The sequence below is a fragment of the Enterovirga aerilata genome, assembly GCF_013044135.1.
Lineage (GTDB): Bacteria > Pseudomonadota > Alphaproteobacteria > Rhizobiales > Beijerinckiaceae > Enterovirga > Enterovirga aerilata.
Genome location: NZ_JABEPP010000001.1, coordinates 354,972 through 372,147, shown reverse-complemented (window position 1 = coordinate 372,147; position 17,176 = coordinate 354,972). Strand labels below are relative to the sequence as shown.

At 71.2% G+C, this 17,176-nt stretch carries 16 protein-coding genes and 1 pseudogene; 10 read left to right on the top strand and 7 right to left on the bottom strand.

The genetic code is table 11. From position 1 onward, the window contains the following. Window positions 1-60: 60 nt before the first annotated feature. Window positions 61-312 (bottom strand): DUF1674 domain-containing protein, encoded by a 252-nt coding sequence (locus HJG44_RS01815; protein ID WP_171216627.1) that lies wholly within the window; start codon window positions 310-312, stop codon window positions 61-63. Window positions 313-333: 21 nt separating this feature from the next. Between HJG44_RS01815 and htpX the strand changes: the two genes are divergently transcribed. From htpX to HJG44_RS01790, 5 genes are all read left to right on the top strand, one after another. Next, the gene (gene htpX, locus HJG44_RS01810; RefSeq protein WP_171216626.1) at window positions 334-1,254 is read left to right on the top strand and encodes a zinc metalloprotease HtpX; all 921 of its coding nucleotides are present in this window, start codon (window positions 334-336) and stop codon (window positions 1,252-1,254) included. Continuing rightward, window positions 1,251-2,588, top strand: coding sequence for a transcription antitermination factor NusB (locus HJG44_RS01805; RefSeq protein ID WP_171217256.1), 1,338 nt, complete (start codon window positions 1,251-1,253; stop codon window positions 2,586-2,588). The genes htpX and HJG44_RS01805 overlap by 4 nt, the downstream gene beginning before the upstream one ends. A gap of 89 nt (window positions 2,589-2,677) precedes the next feature. Further along, window positions 2,678-4,492 (top strand): heparinase II/III family protein, encoded by a 1,815-nt coding sequence (locus tag HJG44_RS01800; RefSeq protein ID WP_171216625.1) that lies wholly within the window; start codon window positions 2,678-2,680, stop codon window positions 4,490-4,492. 2 nt (window positions 4,493-4,494) lie between these two features. Next, window positions 4,495-6,087 (top strand): bifunctional phosphoribosylaminoimidazolecarboxamide formyltransferase/IMP cyclohydrolase, encoded by a 1,593-nt coding sequence (gene purH, locus HJG44_RS01795; protein ID WP_171216624.1) that lies wholly within the window; start codon window positions 4,495-4,497, stop codon window positions 6,085-6,087. 14 nt (window positions 6,088-6,101) lie between these two features. Next, the gene (locus HJG44_RS01790) at window positions 6,102-6,422 is read left to right on the top strand and encodes a heavy metal-binding domain-containing protein (RefSeq protein ID WP_171216623.1); all 321 of its coding nucleotides are present in this window, start codon (window positions 6,102-6,104) and stop codon (window positions 6,420-6,422) included. Here HJG44_RS01790 and HJG44_RS01785 read toward each other — a convergent pair. Genes HJG44_RS01785 through HJG44_RS01775 form a run of 3 tightly spaced genes read right to left on the bottom strand, consistent with a single transcriptional unit; the run spans window position 6,382 to window position 8,262 of the window. Then, on the bottom strand, window positions 6,382-7,752 hold the full coding sequence (locus HJG44_RS01785; protein ID WP_171216622.1) for an MFS transporter: 1,371 nt from the start codon (window positions 7,750-7,752) through the stop codon (window positions 6,382-6,384). The genes HJG44_RS01790 and HJG44_RS01785 overlap by 41 nt on opposite strands. A gap of 1 nt (window position 7,753) precedes the next feature. Next, window positions 7,754-8,032: a type II toxin-antitoxin system RelE/ParE family toxin gene (locus HJG44_RS01780; protein ID WP_171216621.1), complete on the bottom strand. Its 279-nt coding sequence runs from the start codon at window positions 8,030-8,032 to the stop codon at window positions 7,754-7,756. Continuing rightward, a complete protein-coding gene (locus HJG44_RS01775; protein ID WP_171216620.1) occupies window positions 8,029-8,262 on the bottom strand; it encodes a hypothetical protein in 234 nt (77 codons plus the stop codon). Before HJG44_RS01775 ends, HJG44_RS01780 begins: the two co-directional genes overlap by 4 nt. 137 nt (window positions 8,263-8,399) lie before the next feature. Between HJG44_RS01775 and HJG44_RS01770 the strand changes: the two genes are divergently transcribed. The 3 genes from HJG44_RS01770 (at window position 8,400) to HJG44_RS01760 (ending at window position 12,841) form a co-directional block, all read left to right on the top strand. Further along, complete coding sequence (locus HJG44_RS01770; protein WP_171216619.1) at window positions 8,400-11,117, top strand: FtsK/SpoIIIE family DNA translocase; 2,718 nt, start codon at window positions 8,400-8,402, stop codon at window positions 11,115-11,117. Window positions 11,118-11,173: 56 nt separating this feature from the next. After that, entirely contained in the window at window positions 11,174-11,941 is a 768-nt protein-coding gene (locus HJG44_RS01765; RefSeq protein WP_171216618.1) for a LolA family protein, read from the top strand. A 90-nt stretch (window positions 11,942-12,031) separates the two neighbouring features. Continuing rightward, a complete protein-coding gene (locus tag HJG44_RS01760) occupies window positions 12,032-12,841 on the top strand; it encodes an exodeoxyribonuclease III (RefSeq protein ID WP_171216617.1) in 810 nt (269 codons plus the stop codon). Window positions 12,842-12,844: 3 nt separating this feature from the next. Here HJG44_RS01760 and HJG44_RS01755 read toward each other — a convergent pair whose 3' ends face one another. Further along, the gene (locus tag HJG44_RS01755) at window positions 12,845-13,300 is read right to left on the bottom strand and encodes a cyclic nucleotide-binding domain-containing protein (RefSeq protein ID WP_171216616.1); all 456 of its coding nucleotides are present in this window, start codon (window positions 13,298-13,300) and stop codon (window positions 12,845-12,847) included. An 11-nt stretch (window positions 13,301-13,311) separates the two neighbouring features. Then, window positions 13,312-13,998, bottom strand: coding sequence for a response regulator transcription factor (locus HJG44_RS01750; RefSeq protein ID WP_171216615.1), 687 nt, complete (start codon window positions 13,996-13,998; stop codon window positions 13,312-13,314). Between the two features lie 94 nt (window positions 13,999-14,092). On the opposite strand from HJG44_RS01750, the pseudogene HJG44_RS01745 reads away from it, so the two are divergent. Continuing rightward, window positions 14,093-14,605: pseudogene (locus HJG44_RS01745) on the top strand (L,D-transpeptidase family protein); the annotation flags it as partial. A gap of 22 nt (window positions 14,606-14,627) precedes the next feature. Here the strand turns inward: HJG44_RS01745 and HJG44_RS01740 are convergent. Continuing rightward, on the bottom strand, window positions 14,628-15,878 hold the full coding sequence (locus HJG44_RS01740; RefSeq protein ID WP_171216614.1) for an ABC transporter substrate-binding protein: 1,251 nt from the start codon (window positions 15,876-15,878) through the stop codon (window positions 14,628-14,630). Window positions 15,879-16,052: 174 nt separating this feature from the next. Between HJG44_RS01740 and HJG44_RS01735 the strand changes: the two genes are divergently transcribed. Further along, a complete protein-coding gene (locus HJG44_RS01735) occupies window positions 16,053-17,138 on the top strand; it encodes a polyamine ABC transporter substrate-binding protein (RefSeq protein WP_171216613.1) in 1,086 nt (361 codons plus the stop codon). The last annotated feature ends 38 nt before the right edge of the window (window positions 17,139-17,176 follow it).

Genomic DNA, 17,176 nt, shown 5'->3' with positions numbered 1-17,176 from the left:
CTCAAGCTTTGCTGCAGCTTTAGGCGGCGTCCCGGCCTCCCGCAATCGGCGCCGCCGGCCTCAGAAATCGACCGCGCGGCCGCCGATCTCCCAGTCGTCGTAGCGCACGGGCTCCAGCCCGCCGCGACCGTTCCGCTCGGGACTTTTCGCGATCTCCGCCGCCCGCCGGTCGACAGCGGCGCGCCGCTCGGCCGCTTCGGCGAGCGCCCGCCTCGCGGCCTCGCTCAGCGGCTTGCCAGGGGCCGCGCCCGGTGGCGCATCTTGCCGCAGGCCGCCCTGAATTCCCACATTCCCGGCGAGGACGTCAGTCATGACGTCGAGTTGGAGGATGGCATGAACACCGTCAAGACCGCGGTCCTGCTCGCCGGGCTCACGGCTCTCTTCGGCGTGGTCGGCTACGCGCTCGGCGGCACGACCGGGATGTTGATCGCGTTGGGGTTCGCGGCCGTGACGAACCTCTTCGCCTATTGGAACTCGGACCAGCTCGCGCTTGCGGCGCATGGCGCGGTCGAGGTCGATGCGCGCACCGCGCCCGATCTCGTTGGGCTGGTCGGGGAGCTCGCAGCGCGCGCCGGGCTGCCGATGCCCCGAGTCTACATCATCGAGAGCGCGCAGCCGAACGCCTTCGCGACGGGGCGCAACCCGGCGAACTCGGCCGTCGCGGTCTCGACCGGCCTGCTCGATACGCTCAACCGCCAGGAGCTGGCCGGCGTGATCGCGCACGAACTCGCGCATATCCGCAACCGCGACACGCTGCTCATGACCGTCTCGGCCACGATCGCGGGCGCGATCTCGACATTGGCGCAGTTCGGCTTCATCTTCGGCGGGCGCGAGGCCGAGCGGATGAATCCGATCGTGGCGATCGCGACGGCCCTTCTCGCTCCCATCGCAGCCATGATCATCCAGTTCGCGATCAGCCGGTCGCGCGAATACGAGGCCGACAGGCTGGGCGCCGAGATCTGCGGCAACCCGCTCTGGCTCGCCTCGGCGCTGGCCCGGATCGAGGCCGGCGCCCAGCGCTACGTGAATGTCGAGGCGGAGCGACATCCCGCGACGGCGCCGCTCTTCATCGTCAACCCGTTGCGGAGCGGCGGGCTGGACAGCCTCTTCTCGACCCATCCGGCAACCGAGAACCGCATCGCGGCCCTGCATGAGCTCGCCCGGTCCGGCTTCGGCGGCGCGGCCCGCCCGGGCTTCGGGCCGGCCGTTCGCCGCTCCCTGGGCGCGACCGGCTGGCCGGGCACGTGGCGGTGACGCGGGCCCGGCGTTCGGGCCGGAGCGAGGAAGGACCTCCCGCCGCGGCCGAGCCGGCCGGGTTCGGAGCGCGGCGGCTGGCCCTGGCGGCCGTCGCCGAGGTTCTGCGCAGCCGCACCGGGCTTGACGAGATCCTGGCCCGGAGCCCTGGCGCCGACCCGCTCGCGCGCGCGGTCGCGGTGACGACCTTCCGCCGGCTCGGGACCCTGGGACGCGTGCTGAACGAGCGGCTGGCGAAGGGCCTCTCCGCGGACGAGCGCGCCTTCGCGCTGCTGGCGACCGGAGCGGCGCAGATCCTGTTCCTGAACGTGCCGGATCACGCCGCGGTCGACCTCACGGTCGAGCTGGCCCGCAGCGACCCGAAGCTCCGGCACCTCACGGGGGTGGCGAATGCCGTCCTGCGCCGGGTGGCGCGCGAGCGCGAGGCCATCCTGGCCGAGGAGATCTCGCCGCTCGAGGACGCTCCGGTCTGGCTGGCCGAGCGCTGGACCGGGACCTACGGGCCGGAGCGCGCCGCCGCCATGGCGGCGGCGCATCGCGACGGCGCGCCGGTCGACCTCAGCGCGAAGGAGGATGCCGCGGGCTGGGCCGAGCGGCTCGGCGGCGCGCTCCTGCCCTCCGGCAGCATCCGCCTCGCGGACCGGACCGCCATCCCGGACCTGCCGGGCTATGCCGAGGGCGCATGGTGGGTGCAGGATGCCGCGGCGGCGCTCCCGGCCCGGCTTCTGGGAGCGGGGCCGGGCGAGCGGGTCGCGGATCTCTGCGCCGCGCCCGGCGGCAAGACGGCGCAGCTCGCGGCCGCGGGCGCCGTGGTGACCGCCGTGGACCGCTCCGCCGCGCGGCTCGGCCGGCTGCGGCAGAATCTCGACCGTCTCCGGCTCGGGGCGGAGGTGGTCTGCACCGACGCCCTGGCCTTCCGGGCCGAGCCCTTCGACGCCGTGCTGCTGGATGCGCCCTGCACGGCGACCGGAACCCTCCGCCGCCATCCCGACGCCGCCTGGACCAAGCAGGAAGGCGATCTCGCCAGCCTCGCCGACCTGCAGCGCCGCCTCCTCGACCACGCGGCAACGCTCGTCCGCCCGGGCGGGCGGCTCGTCTATTGCGTATGCTCGCTCGAACCCGAGGAGGGCGAGCAGCAGGCCGCCGCCTTCCTCCGCCGCCACCCCGAATTCGAGCGCATCCCCGTCGCGCCGGGCGAGACCGGCCTGGGCCAGGCCGTCGTCACGGACGAGGGCGACCTCCGCACGCTGCCCGACGCCGCCGGCCTGCCGGAGGCTTTCCGCCGGGGATTGGACGGCTTTTTCGCGTGCCGGGTCTCGCGCAAGCCGGCCTGATGCGCCATGGGGAGAGGGCGGCGCCGGAGGCCGCGCTCAACTCACCCGGGCCTTTCCTCCGCGCGGGTCCGATCAGGCGGGAATAGCGTTTGGGCTGGGCGGCCGACCGCTGGCGGCTCTACAGGCTGGCACTAGCAGAGGCCGGCCGCGTGCCGATCCTCTGGCTGCGCCGGCATGCGCGCGGCCCGAGCTGGCGCGTGCCGCGCCCCGAGCGGCTGCTCTTCGCGCCCCAGGATCTCCGCACCAGCGACCCGACCATCGCGCAGGACATCTATTCCGGCCTGTTCACCTTCGCCGGGCGCGAGGTCGAGACGCGCGGCCGTTCGCCCTTCGAGATCGAGCCGCCGACGCGCGACTGGGCGCGCGCCCTCTACGGCTTCTCCTGGCTCAGGCACCTGCGGGCCGCCGATTCCCAGCTGTCCCGCGAGAACGCGCGCGCCCTCGTCGGCGAAGCCGTCGGGCCGCGTCGGCGGGAATTGGCGGCCGGGGTGGGACGCGAGCCGCGCGTCGTGGCCCGGCGGACCATCTCCTTCCTGTGCCAGTCGCCGCTCGTCCTGAACGGGGCCGATCCGGCCTTCTACAACGCCTTCCTGCGGGCGATCGGACGCGGCGTCGCGCTCCTCGAGGCGGAGGCCGTCGGCGCCCGTATCCCGCTCGACCGGCTCGCCGCCGCGATCGCGCTCTCCTATGCGGCGCTCTGCTGCAGCGGGCTGGAGAACCGGCTGAGGCGCGCCACCCGTCTGCTCGGGGCGGAGCTCGACGCGCAGATCCTGCCGGACGGAGGCCATGTCAGCCGCCATCCGGGCGTGCTGATCGAGCTCCTGCTCGACCTGCTGCCGCTGCGCCTCCTCTATGCCAGCCGGGCGATCGAGGCGCCGGAGGCGCTCGGGCGCGCCATCGACCGCATGATGCCGATGCTGCGCTATCTCCGGGGCGGCGGGCGGGAGCTCGCGCTGTTCAACGGGATGGGGCCGACCGCGGTCGACCAGATCGCGACGCTCCTGTCCTACGACAGCGTCCGGGGAAGCCCGCCGAGCTACGCGGAGCAGTCCGGCTATGCCCGGCTGGAGTCGGGCGGGACGGTCCTCATCGCCGATACCGGGCGGGCCCCGCCGCTCGATTCGGCGGGAGCGGCCCATGCCGGCTGCCTGTCCTTCGAGATGACGGCGGGCGGGGCGCCGCTCGTCGTCAATGTCGGCGCGCCGCTCGCGCCCGGACCCGCCCGGACGGCCGCGCGCCGGACCGCGGCGCATTCCACGCTCGCGCTGGGCGAGGTGTCGTCGGGCCTCCTTCTCGAGGACGCGCGGGGCGAGATCGCCCGCTTCGTGGAACGCCGGCTCGGGCCGGTGCTCGTCGCCGGCCCCGGTGAGGTCCGGGTCGAGCGCGGCATCGATGCCGACGGCTGGGTGGTGGTCTCGGCGCGGCACGACGGCTACGAGGCGCGCTTCGGGATCGCGCATGAGCGGCGCTGGAGCCTCGCTCCGGACGGCGCCAGGCTGGAAGGGGTCGACCGCCTTCTCGGTGCGGGGCGCCCCCGCGAGCGCGCGCCCGGGCCGGTGCTGCGGTTCCACCTCCATCCGGACGTGCAGGCCGCGCGCGAGGCCTCTCCGAACGCCGTCGCGCTGAAGCTCGGCAGAAGCGGCGAGGTCTGGCGGTTCCGGAGCGAGAACGCGCCGGCCGCGCTCGAGGACAGCATCTATTTCGGCGGTCCCCAGGGCCGCAGGCCGACGCGGCAGATCGTGGTGCGCCTCAATCCGCCGCCGCCAGATGCGCCGCTCTCCGCCCGCTGGAGCTTCGAACGTGTGCTAGAGGGGCGTCAGGCCGCCGCTCCGCCCGAGGAGGCGACCCTAGAGGAACCCGAGGCACCGGCCGGACGGCCGGGCCCAGAACCCGACCAGAGTTGAGTATGCCCACCGAGCTTCGGCGCGTCACCCGCGCCCTCCTGTCCGTCTCCGACAAATCGGGGCTCGTGCCCTTCGCGCAGGCTTTGGCGCAGCGCGGCGTCGAGCTCGTCTCGACAGGGGGAACGCACGCAGCCCTTGTCGGGGCCGGGCTTCGCGTCCAGGAGGTGTCCGAGCTCACGGGCTTTCCGGAGATGATGGACGGACGGGTGAAGACGCTCCACCCGGCGGTTCACGGCGGTCTCCTCGCGATCAGGTCCAATCCCGAGCACCAGGCCGCCATGCTCGCGCATGGCATTCCGAGCATCGATCTGCTCGTCGTGAACCTCTACCCGTTCGAGGCGACCGTCGCGGCCGGCAAGGGCTACGACGAATGCGTGGAGAACATCGACATCGGCGGCCCCGCCATGATCCGGGCCGCGGCGAAGAACCATGCCGATGTCGCGGTCGTGGTGGATGCGGCGGATTACGATGCGGTCCTGGGCGAGCTCGCGGCGCATGACGGCGCCGTGACCCTCACGTTGCGGAAGCGGCTGGCGCAGAAGGCCTATGCCCGGACGGCCACCTACGATGCCGCGATCTCCAACTGGCTCGCCGGCGAGATCGCCGAAGCGGCCCCGGACTACCGGGCCATCGGGGGTATGCTGGCCGAGGCCATGCGCTACGGGGAGAACCCGCACCAGAGCGCCGCCTTCTACCGCGGGCCGGAGCGCCGGCCGGGGGTCGCGACAGCGCGTCAGGTCCAGGGCAAGCAGCTCTCCTACAACAACGTCAACGACACCGATGCCGCCTTCGAATGCGTGGCGGAGTTCGACCCGGCCCGCACGGCGGCGGTCGCCATCATCAAGCACGCCAATCCATGCGGCGTCGCCGAGGGCGGGACGCTCCTTGAGGCCTACGAGAAGGCGCTCCGCTGCGACCCGGTCTCGGCCTTCGGCGGCATCGTCGCCCTGAACCGGCCGCTCGATGCGGAGGCCGCGCGGAAGATCGTGGAGATATTCACGGAGGTGATCATCGCGCCCGACGCGTCCGAGGAGGCGGTCGCGATCGTAGCCGCGAAGAAGAACCTCCGGCTCCTGCTCGCGGACGGCCTGCCCGACCCGCGCGCGCCGGGCCTCGTCGTCCGTACGGTCTCGGGCGGCTTTCTGGCCCAGGCGCGCGACAATGCGGTCGTCGACGACATGGACCTCAAGGTCGTGACGAGGCGAGGCCCGACCGACGAGGAGCTGCGGGACCTCCGCTTCGCCTTCCGGGTCGCCAAGCACGTGAAGTCGAACGCGATCGTCTATGCCCGAGACGGCGCGACCGTCGGGATCGGGGCGGGCCAGATGAGCCGCGTCGATTCCTCCCGCATCGCAGCCTGGAAGGCGGCCGAGGCCGCCCGGAATACGGGGCTGCCCGAGAGCCTCGCCCGGGGCGCGGTGGTCGCCTCCGACGCCTTCTTCCCCTTCGCGGACGGTCTCCTCGCGGCCGCGGAAGCCGGAGCGACGGCCGTGATCCAGCCCGGCGGCTCCATGCGCGACGACGAGGTCATCCGCGCCGCCGACGAGGCCGGTCTCGCCATGGTGTTCACCGGTCACCGCCATTTCCGCCACTGAAGGGGAGAGAGCCGATGCTGATCACCACGACGCCGAGCATCGAGGGCCACCGGATCACGGCTTATCACGGCGTGGTCTCGGGCGAGGCGATCCTCGGGGCGAACGTGTTCCGGGACTTCTTCGCCTCCATCCGGGACTTCGTGGGCGGCCGGTCGGGATCCTACGAGAAGGTGCTCGGCGATGCGCGCGAGCATGCCATGTCCGAGATGGCCGAGCGGGCGCGCAGGCTCGGCGCCAACGCGGTCGTTGGGGTGGACCTCGATTACGGCGCGATCGGCGCCTCCGAAAGCATGCTCATGGTGACCGTGACCGGCACCGCCGCCACGGTCGCCTGAGGCTCGCGATCAGGGCCGCGCCGATCCCGAAGAAGAGGATCAGTACCGCGGGGCCCGCCGCCTGCGTGCCGGCCGCCTGGGTTGCCGCCGCGACCGCGAGCGGCGCCAGGAAGGACGTGACCTTCCCGGAGAGCGCGAGCAGGCCGAAATAGCGGCCCGCATCCTCGGCCGGTACGGTGCGGGCGAGATAGGCGCGCGAGGAGGCCTGGAGCGGCCCCGCGACGGCTCCGATCAGGAGGCCGAGCCCGAGGAACAGCTTCTCGGGCACGCTGCCGAACAGCTCGGCCGATGGCGGCGCGGTCGGGACCACGAAGAGCACGTGCGCGCGCCCGAGCGACAGGATGCCGATGCAGACGAGGATCAGCACGGCGAGCGAGCCCAGGATTACGGCACGCGCCCCGAACCGGTCGTCGAGGATGCCGCCGACGACCGCTCCGACCGTGCCGGACACCGTGAGCAGGATGCCGAAGATCCCGAGCTCGGTCGGGCTCCAGCCGAAGACGCCCGCGCCGTAGATGCCCCCGAAGGCGAAGAGGGCGACGAGCCCGTCCTGATAGATCATGTTGCCGAGGAGGAAGCGCCCGACCGCCGGATGCGCCCTCGCCTCGGCGATCGTGGAGCGCAGCCGTGCGAGCCCGTCCCGAACGGCCGCTCGGGCGGGGATTCCCGTGCCGGCCGCGTCGGGCGTGAAGACGAAGAGCGGCCAGACGAAGAGGATCAACCAGAGCGCGGCGAGCGGGCCGGAGGCCCGATCCCCTTCCCGAGCCGCGGGATCGAGGCCGAACCATGGTTCGAGGCCGAAGAACGTCCTCCCCGTATCGGGGGAGGCCGCCATGAAGCCGAGCACGAGGACCAGCGAGACGAGACCGCCCGTATAGCCCACCGCCCAGCCGGTGCCGGACAGCCGCCCGAGCCCGGCCGGGCCGACGAGCCGCGACATCATGGCATTGTTGAACACGGCCGCGACCTCCGCCGCGACCGTGCCGACCGCGAAGGCGGCGAGCGCCAGCGGAACGGCCCGGTTGGCGCCGGGCGCCGCGAACCAGAGCGAGGCCGAGGCCAGGACGAGGATGAGGCAGGCGGCCGCGATCCAGGGCTTCATGCGGCCTGTCGCGTCCGCGATCGAGCCGAGCACCGGCGAGGAAATCGCCAGGGCGAGGCCCGCCGCCGCCGTCGCATAGCCCCACCAGGCCTGGCCCGTCGCCGGGTCAGGCGCCAGCGCCGACGCGAAATACGGGGCGAACACGAAGGTCGTGACCAGCGTGAAGAAGGGCTGGCAGGCCCAGTCGAACAGCGCCCACCCGACGAGCGCGGAGCGGCGGGCCGCCATCCTAGCGGCGGCGCGCGCCGTTGACGACGGAGATAACGAGAATCTCGTCTGTCTGCGGGTCGTAGCGGTAGACGATCACGTAGCGGCCATGCACCAGCTCTCTGGTGCCACGTCCTCTGCCGGGCCTTCCGATGCCGCCGAACCCCGTATCGGCGATGCTGTTCAGGTGCGCTCGGATGCTCTCGATGAAGTCGTCCGCCGCACGCGGGCCGTCGCGAGCGATAGAGCCGTGGATCGCCTCGAGATCCTCGACAGCGGGCTCCAAGACAAGGACCTTCACCGCCCGAGACGCCGGTCCATACGGGCGTTGAACTCCTCCAGGCCAAGTCGACGGGAATCCGGGTTCGCAAGCCGCCGGTCGATCTCGGCGAGATCCTCGTCGCTGACCTGCAGGTCATCGCCGCCGCCCGCGGCCTCCAGCGAGGCGGGCAGGTCGGCCGCGCGCTCCTGCCGCTCCTCCGGCCAGGCATGGATACGGTCCAGGATGGTCTGCAGCGCCGCGATAGCCATGGCCCGAAGATAGCACCGGCGCTGCAGAGCCGGGAGGGGGCACCCGGTCAGCTCCGGCCCCCGCCGCAGGGTTAGCGGCGCCTTAACTGCCCCTCCCTAAGGATCGGGGCGGTCAACCATATTCGTCGCGTATCCTGATGCACACGATCCGTCGCTACGATTCACCTCTCGACCGCCTGTCCGAGGCGCTCGGGGCCTTCCTGCGGCGGCGCGCCGTCGAGGCGGGCGGCATCGTGCTGGTCGCGGGCTCGATCGCGGCGGCTCTCGCGCTCGCGAGCTGGTCCGTGAACGACCCGAGCTGGAACAACGCGACATCCGCGCCGGCCCGCAACCTGCTCGGGGCGCCGGGCGCGATCGGGGCGGACCTCCTCATTCAGATCTTCGGGCTCGGCTCGGTCGCCTTCCTGCTCGGGCCGGCGGCCTGGGGCCTGCGTCTCCTGCGGCAGAAGAAGCTCGAGCGTCCGATCATGCGCTTTCTCCTCTGGGGCGGCGGCATCATGGCCGCAGCCGCGACCGCGAGCGCGCTGCCCCCCACGACGCGGTGGCCGCTCCTCACGGGCCTTGGCGGCGTGGTCGGGGACGGCGTCCTGGGGCTGCGCCACGTCGTCGGGCTCAGCGGAGCGACGGGCGCGGCCCTCGCCGGGCTCGGCTTCGCGGCGCTCGCCATCCTGCTCCTCACCGCCGCCTGCAGCGCCGGCCGGCGCCCGCCGGAGACCGCCGCGGCCGAGCCGATGCCGCGCGGGCGCCGCGGCGAGGATCGCGAGGAAGCCTCGTCGGACGAGGAGCCGAGCTGGGCGATCATCTCGCTCGGCGCCCTCGCGCATGCCGCGATGAGCCTGAAATCGGCGCTCCGCCGCAAGGTGGAGGCCGGCCTGGAGGCGCATCGCGGCGAGGACGGTCACCTTGCCCGTACGGCATCTGCTCTGGAGCGTCGCGCCCCCACAGCCGCCGGCATGCGCCGCGAGCCTTCCTTCGGCGATGCGCCCGTTCCGGCTCGGCCCGCGCCTGCGCGGCCACAGCCGGTCGTGGCGGAGCGCCGCGCCCCGGCGGCGCCGCCGGACGTCTTCGACGAGGAAGAGGACGAGGACGCGCCGCCCGTCGCGGCCGCCCGAGGCGGCCGGAAGCTCGTCATCGAGCCAGAGCGCAGCCGGGACGAGGTCGAGCCCGAGTTCGACGACCTCGGCGAGGACGAGGAGGAGGAGCCCGCCTGCGAGCCGCCGCCGCGAGCTGCCGCAAAGCCGCCGGCCGCGCCCGCCCGCCCCGCGCCAAGCCGCGTCTCCGCTCCCGCCGCCCCGGTCAGGCAGGCCGTGCGCCAGCCTGAACCGGAGGGGGATTACGAGATCCCCTCGCTCGGTCTGCTGTCGGAGGCGAAGAAGCAGGTCGCGACCGTCTCCAAGGACGCGCTCGAGCAGAACGCCACGCTGCTCGAATCGACGCTGGAGGATTTCGGCGTCCGCGGCGAGATCATCAACGTCCGCCCTGGACCGGTCGTGACGCTCTACGAACTCGAGCCGGCCCCCGGCACCAAGTCGAGCCGCGTCATCGGCCTCGCGGACGACATCGCCCGGTCCATGTCGGCGGTGTCGGCCCGCGTCGCGGTCGTGCCCGGCCGCAACGCGATCGGCATCGAGCTGCCGAACCAGAAGCGCGAGACGGTGTATCTGCGCGAGCTCCTCTCCTCGGCCGATTTCGTCGAGACCAAGCAGAAGCTGGCGCTCTGCCTCGGCAAGAACATCGGCGGCGAGCCCATCATCGCCGACCTCGCCCGCATGCCGCACCTCCTCGTCGCCGGCACCACCGGCTCGGGCAAGTCGGTCGCCATCAACACCATGATCCTGAGCCTGCTCTACAAGCACACGCCCGAGCAGTGCCGGCTCATCATGGTCGATCCCAAGATGCTCGAGCTGTCGGTCTATGACGGGATCCCGCACCTGCTCTCGCCCGTCGTGACGGACCCCAAGAAGGCGGTCATCGCCCTCAAATGGGCCGTGCGCGAGATGGAGGAGCGCTACAAGAAGATGTCGAAGCTCGGCGTCCGCAACATCGACGGGTTCAACGCCCGCGTCGCGGAAGCTTCGGCGCGCCACGAGGTCATCACCCGCACGGTGCAGACCGGCTTCGACAATGAGACGGGGGAGGCGATCTACGAGGACGAGATCATGGATCTCGAGCCGCTGCCCTACATCGTCGTGATCGTCGACGAGATGGCCGACCTGATGATGGTGGCCGGCAAGGACATCGAGGGCGCGATCCAGCGCCTCGCCCAGATGGCCCGCGCCGCCGGGATCCACCTCATCATGGCGACGCAGCGCCCCTCGGTGGACGTGATCACGGGCACGATCAAGGCGAACTTCCCGACCCGGATCTCCTTCCAGGTCACGTCGAAGATCGACTCACGGACGATCCTCGGCGAGATGGGCGCCGAGCAGCTCCTCGGCCAGGGCGACATGCTCTACATGGCGGGTGGCGGGCGCATCACGCGCGTGCATGGCCCCTTCGTGTCCGACAACGAGGTCGAGAAGGTCGTGGCGCATCTGAAGGCGCAGGGCCGACCGCAATATCTCGACGCGGTCACGACGGGCGACGAGGACGGTCCGGCCGGCGGCGGCGACGAGGCGGCCATCTTCGACAAGGGCTCCTTCGGCGAGGAAGGCGGCGACCTCTACGACCAGGCCATCCAGGTGGTGCTGCGTGATAAGAAGGCCTCGACCTCCTATATCCAGCGCAGGCTCGGCATCGGCTACAACCGCGCCGCCTCCATCATGGAGCGGATGGAGAACGAGGGGATCGTCGGGCCCGCGAACCATGCGGGCAAGCGCGAGATCCTGATGGAGAACGTGGGCGCCGGCGACTGAGCCGGGCCGGCGGGCTGCCGGCCGGACGCGCCCGGCCCAAGCGTGGAGTTGAGTACATGACGGCGGCATACTTCACCCGCGCACCGGCGCTGGCGCTCGCGGCGCTGCTCGCGCTCGGCCCATCGGCCGAGGCCGCCGGCCGGTCGAGGGTGGCGGGCGTGCTGCCGCCGCCGCGGCCGGCCTCGCTCGGACGCGACCTGGACGTGGCGGCGACGGGCTCCATCGTGCCCATCGCGAAGGCGCGGGCGGCCGGCGCTCCGGTCGTCCCGGCCGCTGCGAGCGACAAGCTGACCGACCGGCAGATCGTCGAGAAGGCCAATGCGGCGCTGAACTCGGTCACCTCCATGGTGGCCGATTTCACCCAGGTCGGCGGCGACGGCCGCCGGCTCACGGGCATTCTCTACCTGCAGAGGCCGGGCAAGCTGCGCTTCGAATACGAGAAGCCCTCGACCCTGGAGGTCGTGTCCGACGGCTCGACGGTGCTTGTCCGCGACCGCAAGCTCAACACCTCGGACCCCTACCCGATCTCGCAGACGCCGCTGAAGTTCCTGCTCTCCTCCAAGATCGACCTGTCCCGGGACGCGCGCGTGACCGCCGTGGCGACCGACCAGGAGGGCGTGCGCATCTCGATCGAGGATTCGTCCACGCTCGGCGGGACCTCGAAGATCACCCTCTATTTCGACCCCGAGATCACGACCCTGAAGCGCTGGCGCGTGATCGACCCGCAGGGCTACACGACGACCGTCTCCCTCTCCGACATCGAGAAGAACCGCACGATCGATCCGCGCATCTTCATGCTCAACTACATGCGGCCTGTGGAGTAGCGGGCCGGCGGGCGGGATGGGGCGTTTCGCTCCCTTCCCCAGGCCACGATCCTCCACTAGGGGCAGGCATCCTCCTGCCCCTAGCCTCCCGTGAAGCTCTCCGTCTCCACCTGGAACATCAACTCCGTCCGGCTGCGCATCGATCAGGTCGAGCGGGCGCTCGGCGAGATCGCGCCGGACGTCCTGTGCCTGCAGGAGACGAAGTGCCCGGACAACTGCTTCCCCCTGAAGGCGCTCCAGGGCTTCGGCTACCCGCACGTCGTCCAGGTCGGGCAGAAGGGCTATAACGGCGTCGCGATCCTGTCGCGCTTCCCCTTCGCGAAGGTCGAGCCGCAGAACTGGTGCGAGCGGCAGGACGCGCGCCACATCGCCGTGACCCTCGGGCCGGAGGCGGGCGAGGCGGCCGGATTCGAGATCCACAACTTCTACGTGCCGGCCGGTGGCGACGTGCCGGACCCGGAGCTGAACCCGAAATTCAAGCACAAGCTGCAGTTCCTGGCCGAGATGCGGGACTGGGCGGGCCGGCGCGGGAAGCGGCCGACCATCGTGGTCGGCGACCTGAACGTCGCGCCGCTCGAGCACGACGTCTGGTCGCACAAGCAGCTCCTGGACGTGGTGAGCCACACGCCGGTCGAGACGGAGGCGCTGGAAACCCTCCGCCAGGAAGGCGCCTTCATCGACTGCGCCCGCCACCTCACGCCCGAGCCGACCAAGATCTACACCTGGTGGAGCTACCGCTCGCCGGACTGGGCCGCCGCCAACAAGGGCCGGCGGCTCGACCACGTCTGGATCTCGGACGACCTCGGCTCGACGCTGCGGTCGGTCGACATCCATGGCGACGCGCGCGGCTGGATGCGGCCCTCCGACCACGTCCCGGTCACGGCGACGCTGGAATTCTGAGCGCTACGCCGGCTCCGCGAAGAGCCGCTCGACCCGGTCGAGCTCGGCCGCGACGCCTTCCAGGTCGCGCGACAGGACCTCGGCCATGCCGTCGGCCGCGGCGGGATATTCCTGCAGGACGCGGCGCATCAGGGTGGGCGAGATGCGCAGGACCGACGAGGGCTCGCGGGCGGTCGCGGTGGCGGGGCGCTGCATCCGGAGAAAGAGCGCCACCTCCCCGATGAGCGAGCCCGGCCCGAGGAGCACGGCCTCCTCCTCGTCCCCCTCGCGCCCGACGGCGATCCGGCCGGAGGTCACGACATAGCCTCCGTCGGAACGGTCCCCCTGCCGGAACAGCACCTCGCCCGGCCGCAGCCGGCGCGCGTCGGCGACGTTCGCGATGATGCGCAGGGCATCGTCCTCGAACAGCCCGACCACCGGGGTCCGGCGAAGCAGCGCGATGATGCTCTCCTGCGCCACGCCCCGGCTCGCTAGGGCAGGAGCTTGTAGCCGCCCGGCTCGGTGACCAGGATGCGGGCGGAGGAGGGGTTCGGCTCGATCTTCTGCCGCAGCCGGTAGACATGCGTCTCCAGCGTGTGGGTCGTAACCGCTGCGTTGTAGCCCCAGACCTCCTGGAGCAGGATGTCGCGCGAGACGACCTTCTGGCCCGCCCGGTACAGGAAGCGCAGGATCGCGGTCTCCTTCTCGGTCAGCTTGAGCTTGGAGCCCTTGTCGCTGACCAGCAGCTTGACCCCGGGCCGGAACGTGTAGGGGCCGATCTTGAAGACTGCGTCCTCGCTCGCCTCGTGGCTCCTGAGCTGCGCCCGGATGCGCGCGAGCAGCACGGCGAACTTGAAGGGCTTGGCCACGTAGTCGTTCGCGCCCGCATCCAGGCCCGTCACGACGTCCGCGTCGCTCGTCTGCGCCGTCAGCATGATGATGGGCCCGCGATAGCCGTCCTGGCGGATCAGCTTCACGGCGTCGCGCCCGTCCATGTCGGGAAGCCCGACATCCATGATGACGACGTCGATGCGCTCCGTCTTGAGGAGCTCGCGCGCCTCGCCCGCGGTCTCGACAGAGCCGACCTCGAACTCGGAACAGAGGCCGATCTGCTCGACCAGCGTCTCGCGGAGATCGCCGTCGTCCTCGACGACGAGTAGCCGACTGATGCGCGCCATTCAGATGCGCCTTCCTGATGCCATAGGCTCGGCGGAGCTCGACATCCCGCCCCTTTAGCTTGACAGGCGGGTCCGGTAGAAGACCCCTCCTCCGATGAAGCGCCGCACCGCCCGACTTATCCGCGTGTTTCGCTCGCCGCTCGACCGGACCAGGGGCCGCCTCCTCGGCCCGGGGATCGACCTCGTCTGCGCGCTCGGCCGGAGCGGGCCAGGGCGCCCGAAGCGGGAGGGCGACGGGCGCACCCCGGTCGGCCGCTTCCGGGTGCTCGCCGCCCTGTACAGGCCCGACCGGATGCGGCGGCCGGCGACGCCGCTCCCGCTCGGCATCATCCGGCCGGATCTCGGCTGGAGCGACGATCCGAAGGACCGGCTCTACAACCGCCCGATCGCGCTGCCGTCCCATTCGGGGCACGAGCGCATGTGGCGCGATGACGCGCTCTACGATCTCGTGCTCGATCTCTCCTACAATCGAGGCCCCATCGTGCGCGGCCGCGGCAGCGCCATCTTCCTCCACTCGGCCGGGCCGGGCTTCTCCCCGACCGAGGGCTGCGTGGCCGTCGAGCGGAGCCGGATCCGCCGTCTGGTCGAGCGGATCGGGCCGGACACGATCATCGAGGTCGTGGCCTCGATCAGGCCCGGCCCATCGGGAAGCGCAGTTCGGCGACCGCAACCGTGGACGGGTACACCGTCACGAAGCGCTCGCCCGTCCATTGCAGCAGGACGGGATCCGCGTCGCGGTTCTGGCCGGTCTCGTCGAAGGTGACGCGCTTCCACGGCATGATCGTGCGCTCCCCCGGTATGTCGGTCGCCGCGAGCGCGTCGCGGATCCCGGGGCCGTCCGTTCCTTGCGCCCGGTCGATCGCCTCCGCGAGCACCAGCGCGCCCGTGAACTGGCGCGCCGAGAGGTCGTTCAGGTCCTTGCCCGAGCGGGCGCGGAACAGGGCGTTGACCCTGCCGACCAGGGGCCGCCGCGCCGCGAGCTCCGGCGGGAAGGAGGCCCGCGTGATGCAGCCGACGACGTCGCGCCCGACGGCGTCGTAGAGGGCCCGATCGGAGAAGCCGGAATTCTGGGCCAGGATCGCACGCGGCCGGTACCCGAGCTCGGCCATGCCCCTGACCAGCAGGATGCCGTCCCTCGTGTAACTGGACGGCATGAGCACGTCCGCATCTGCCTCCTTGAGCTGCCGGACCTCCTCGGCAAGGGTGGGGGCGTTCGCCCTGTACTTGATGTCGGCCACGACCTTGTAGCCGCGCTCGCCGGCGAGCCTGCGCTGGGTATTGGCGGAATCTGTGCCGAACAGGGTATCCTCGGCGAAGAGCGCCACGGTCTCCACGCGGCTTCCCCTGCGCCGCAATTCGTCCAGGCAGTCGAACATGGTCGCCGAGAACATGTCGTCATGCGCGCCGGGGCGGAAGATGTAGCGCAGCCCGCGCCGGGTCAGGCTGGGCGAGGAATTCTCGGCCGACACATAGGGGACCTCGAGCTGCTCGGAGACCTGGGCGATGCTGGCCGCGACCGCGCTCTGGTAGGAGCCGAGCAGCGCGCAGACCTTCTCCTGAGCGATCAGCCGCTCGGCTTCCGAGCGGCCGGTCTGCGGGCTCGACTGGTGATCGGCGGCGACCACCCGGAGCTTCGCCCCACCGAGGCCGGGGAGCCCCACCCCGGCGGCAAGGGGCAGGTCGAGGTCGGGATGCGGGTTGTTGACGATATCGAGCGCGGTATCGATCGCGTGGCGGGCATCGATGCCGACCTGCGCGTTCGGCCCGGAGGTCGGGAACAGGATGCCGATCGCGACCTCGCCGGATCGGGCGCGCGCGCCGGTCGCGATCGCGGCCGCCGCAACGCCGGCGGCCTGGACCAAGCTGCGACGCGTGATCATGGCGCACTCTACTCCCGCGGCCAGGCACTCCGGACAGGTACCGCCGTCGCTGGATCGTACGTGTAATCATGGTGAGGCCATGGCACGCCAGACGGAATCTGCTTCGGCAGGACGCATCCGTCGGCCGAAGGACCGGTTGTCTCGCCGTCCCCCCTCTCCTACGTTCCCGCCATCATGATCAGACGCCTTGCAGCCGCTCTCCTCTGCGCCCTCGCGGCGACCGCCGCCCTCGCCCAGGACCGCGTGGTCCACGTCTATAACTGGAGCGACTACGTCGATCCCAAGGTGCTCGAGCGCTTCACGGCCGAGACCGGGATCAAGGTCGTGTACGACACATACGACAACAACGAGATCGTCGAGACGAAGCTGCTCGCGGGCAAGTCCGGCTACGACGTCGTCGTCCCGTCGGGACCGTTTCTTCAGCGCCTGATCCGGGCGAGCGTCTTCCAGAAGCTCGATCCGGCCAAGCTCCCGAACCTGAAGAACGCCTGGCCTGAGATCCAGTCGCGGCTTGCGGTCTACGATCCGGGCAACAAATTCGCCGTGAACTACATGTGGGGCACAACCGGAATCGGGCTGAACCGGGCCAAGGTGAAAGAGCGGCTCGGCGACGTGCCGCTCGACAGCTGGAAGCTGCTGCTCGACCCGGAGCTCTCGGGAAAGCTCAAGGATTGCGGGATCTACGTCCTCGACGCACCCGAGGACGTCTTCCCCGGCGTCCTCGCGGCGCTCGGCCTCGAGCCGAATTCCAAGAAGCAGGAGGACCTGCAGAAGGCCGCGGACGCGGTCATGAAGATCCGCGGCAACATCCGCAAGTTCCACTCCTCCGAATATATCAATGCGCTCGCCAACGGCGACATCTGCATGGCGGTCGGCTATTCGGGCGACATCCTCCAGGCGAGGAAGCGGGCGCAGGAGGCGAAGAACGGCGTCGACATCGCCTATGTCATCCCACGCGAGGGCGCGCTGATGTGGTTCGATTCCATGGCGATCCCGGCCGACGCTCCGCACGTCGCCGAGGCGCATGCCTTCATCGACTACATGCTCCGGCCGGAGGTTGCGGCCGCCAATTCGAATTTCGTGAACTATGCCAGCGGCAACCTGCCCGCGAAGGAGCTGGTCAGGCCCGAGATCGCGTCCGATCCCGGCATCTATCCGGATGCGGAGACCTTCGGGCGGCTTTTCACCAACACGGCCTATGACGAGCGGACGCAGCGCACCGTGACGCGGCTCTGGACCCGCATCCGCACCGGGCGGTGAGAGAAGGGACCATCCGGCCGGCTTGACTTGATGGCGGA

Coding starts and splice junctions, on each gene's coding strand:
- HJG44_RS01815 (WP_171216627.1), bottom strand. CDS start 312: ATGACTGACGTCCTCGCCGGGAATGTGGGAATTCAGGGCGGCCTGCGG.
- htpX (WP_171216626.1), top strand. CDS start 334: ATGAACACCGTCAAGACCGCGGTCCTGCTCGCCGGGCTCACGGCTCTC.
- purH (WP_171216624.1), top strand. CDS start 4,495: ATGCCCACCGAGCTTCGGCGCGTCACCCGCGCCCTCCTGTCCGTCTCC.
- HJG44_RS01790 (WP_171216623.1), top strand. CDS start 6,102: ATGCTGATCACCACGACGCCGAGCATCGAGGGCCACCGGATCACGGCT.
- HJG44_RS01785 (WP_171216622.1), bottom strand. CDS start 7,752: ATGGCGGCCCGCCGCTCCGCGCTCGTCGGGTGGGCGCTGTTCGACTGG.
- HJG44_RS01775 (WP_171216620.1), bottom strand. CDS start 8,262: ATGGCTATCGCGGCGCTGCAGACCATCCTGGACCGTATCCATGCCTGG.
- HJG44_RS01770 (WP_171216619.1), top strand. CDS start 8,400: ATGCACACGATCCGTCGCTACGATTCACCTCTCGACCGCCTGTCCGAG.
- HJG44_RS01765 (WP_171216618.1), top strand. CDS start 11,174: ATGACGGCGGCATACTTCACCCGCGCACCGGCGCTGGCGCTCGCGGCG.
- HJG44_RS01750 (WP_171216615.1), bottom strand. CDS start 13,998: ATGGCGCGCATCAGTCGGCTACTCGTCGTCGAGGACGACGGCGATCTC.
- HJG44_RS01740 (WP_171216614.1), bottom strand. CDS start 15,878: ATGATCACGCGTCGCAGCTTGGTCCAGGCCGCCGGCGTTGCGGCGGCC.
- HJG44_RS01735 (WP_171216613.1), top strand. CDS start 16,053: ATGATCAGACGCCTTGCAGCCGCTCTCCTCTGCGCCCTCGCGGCGACC.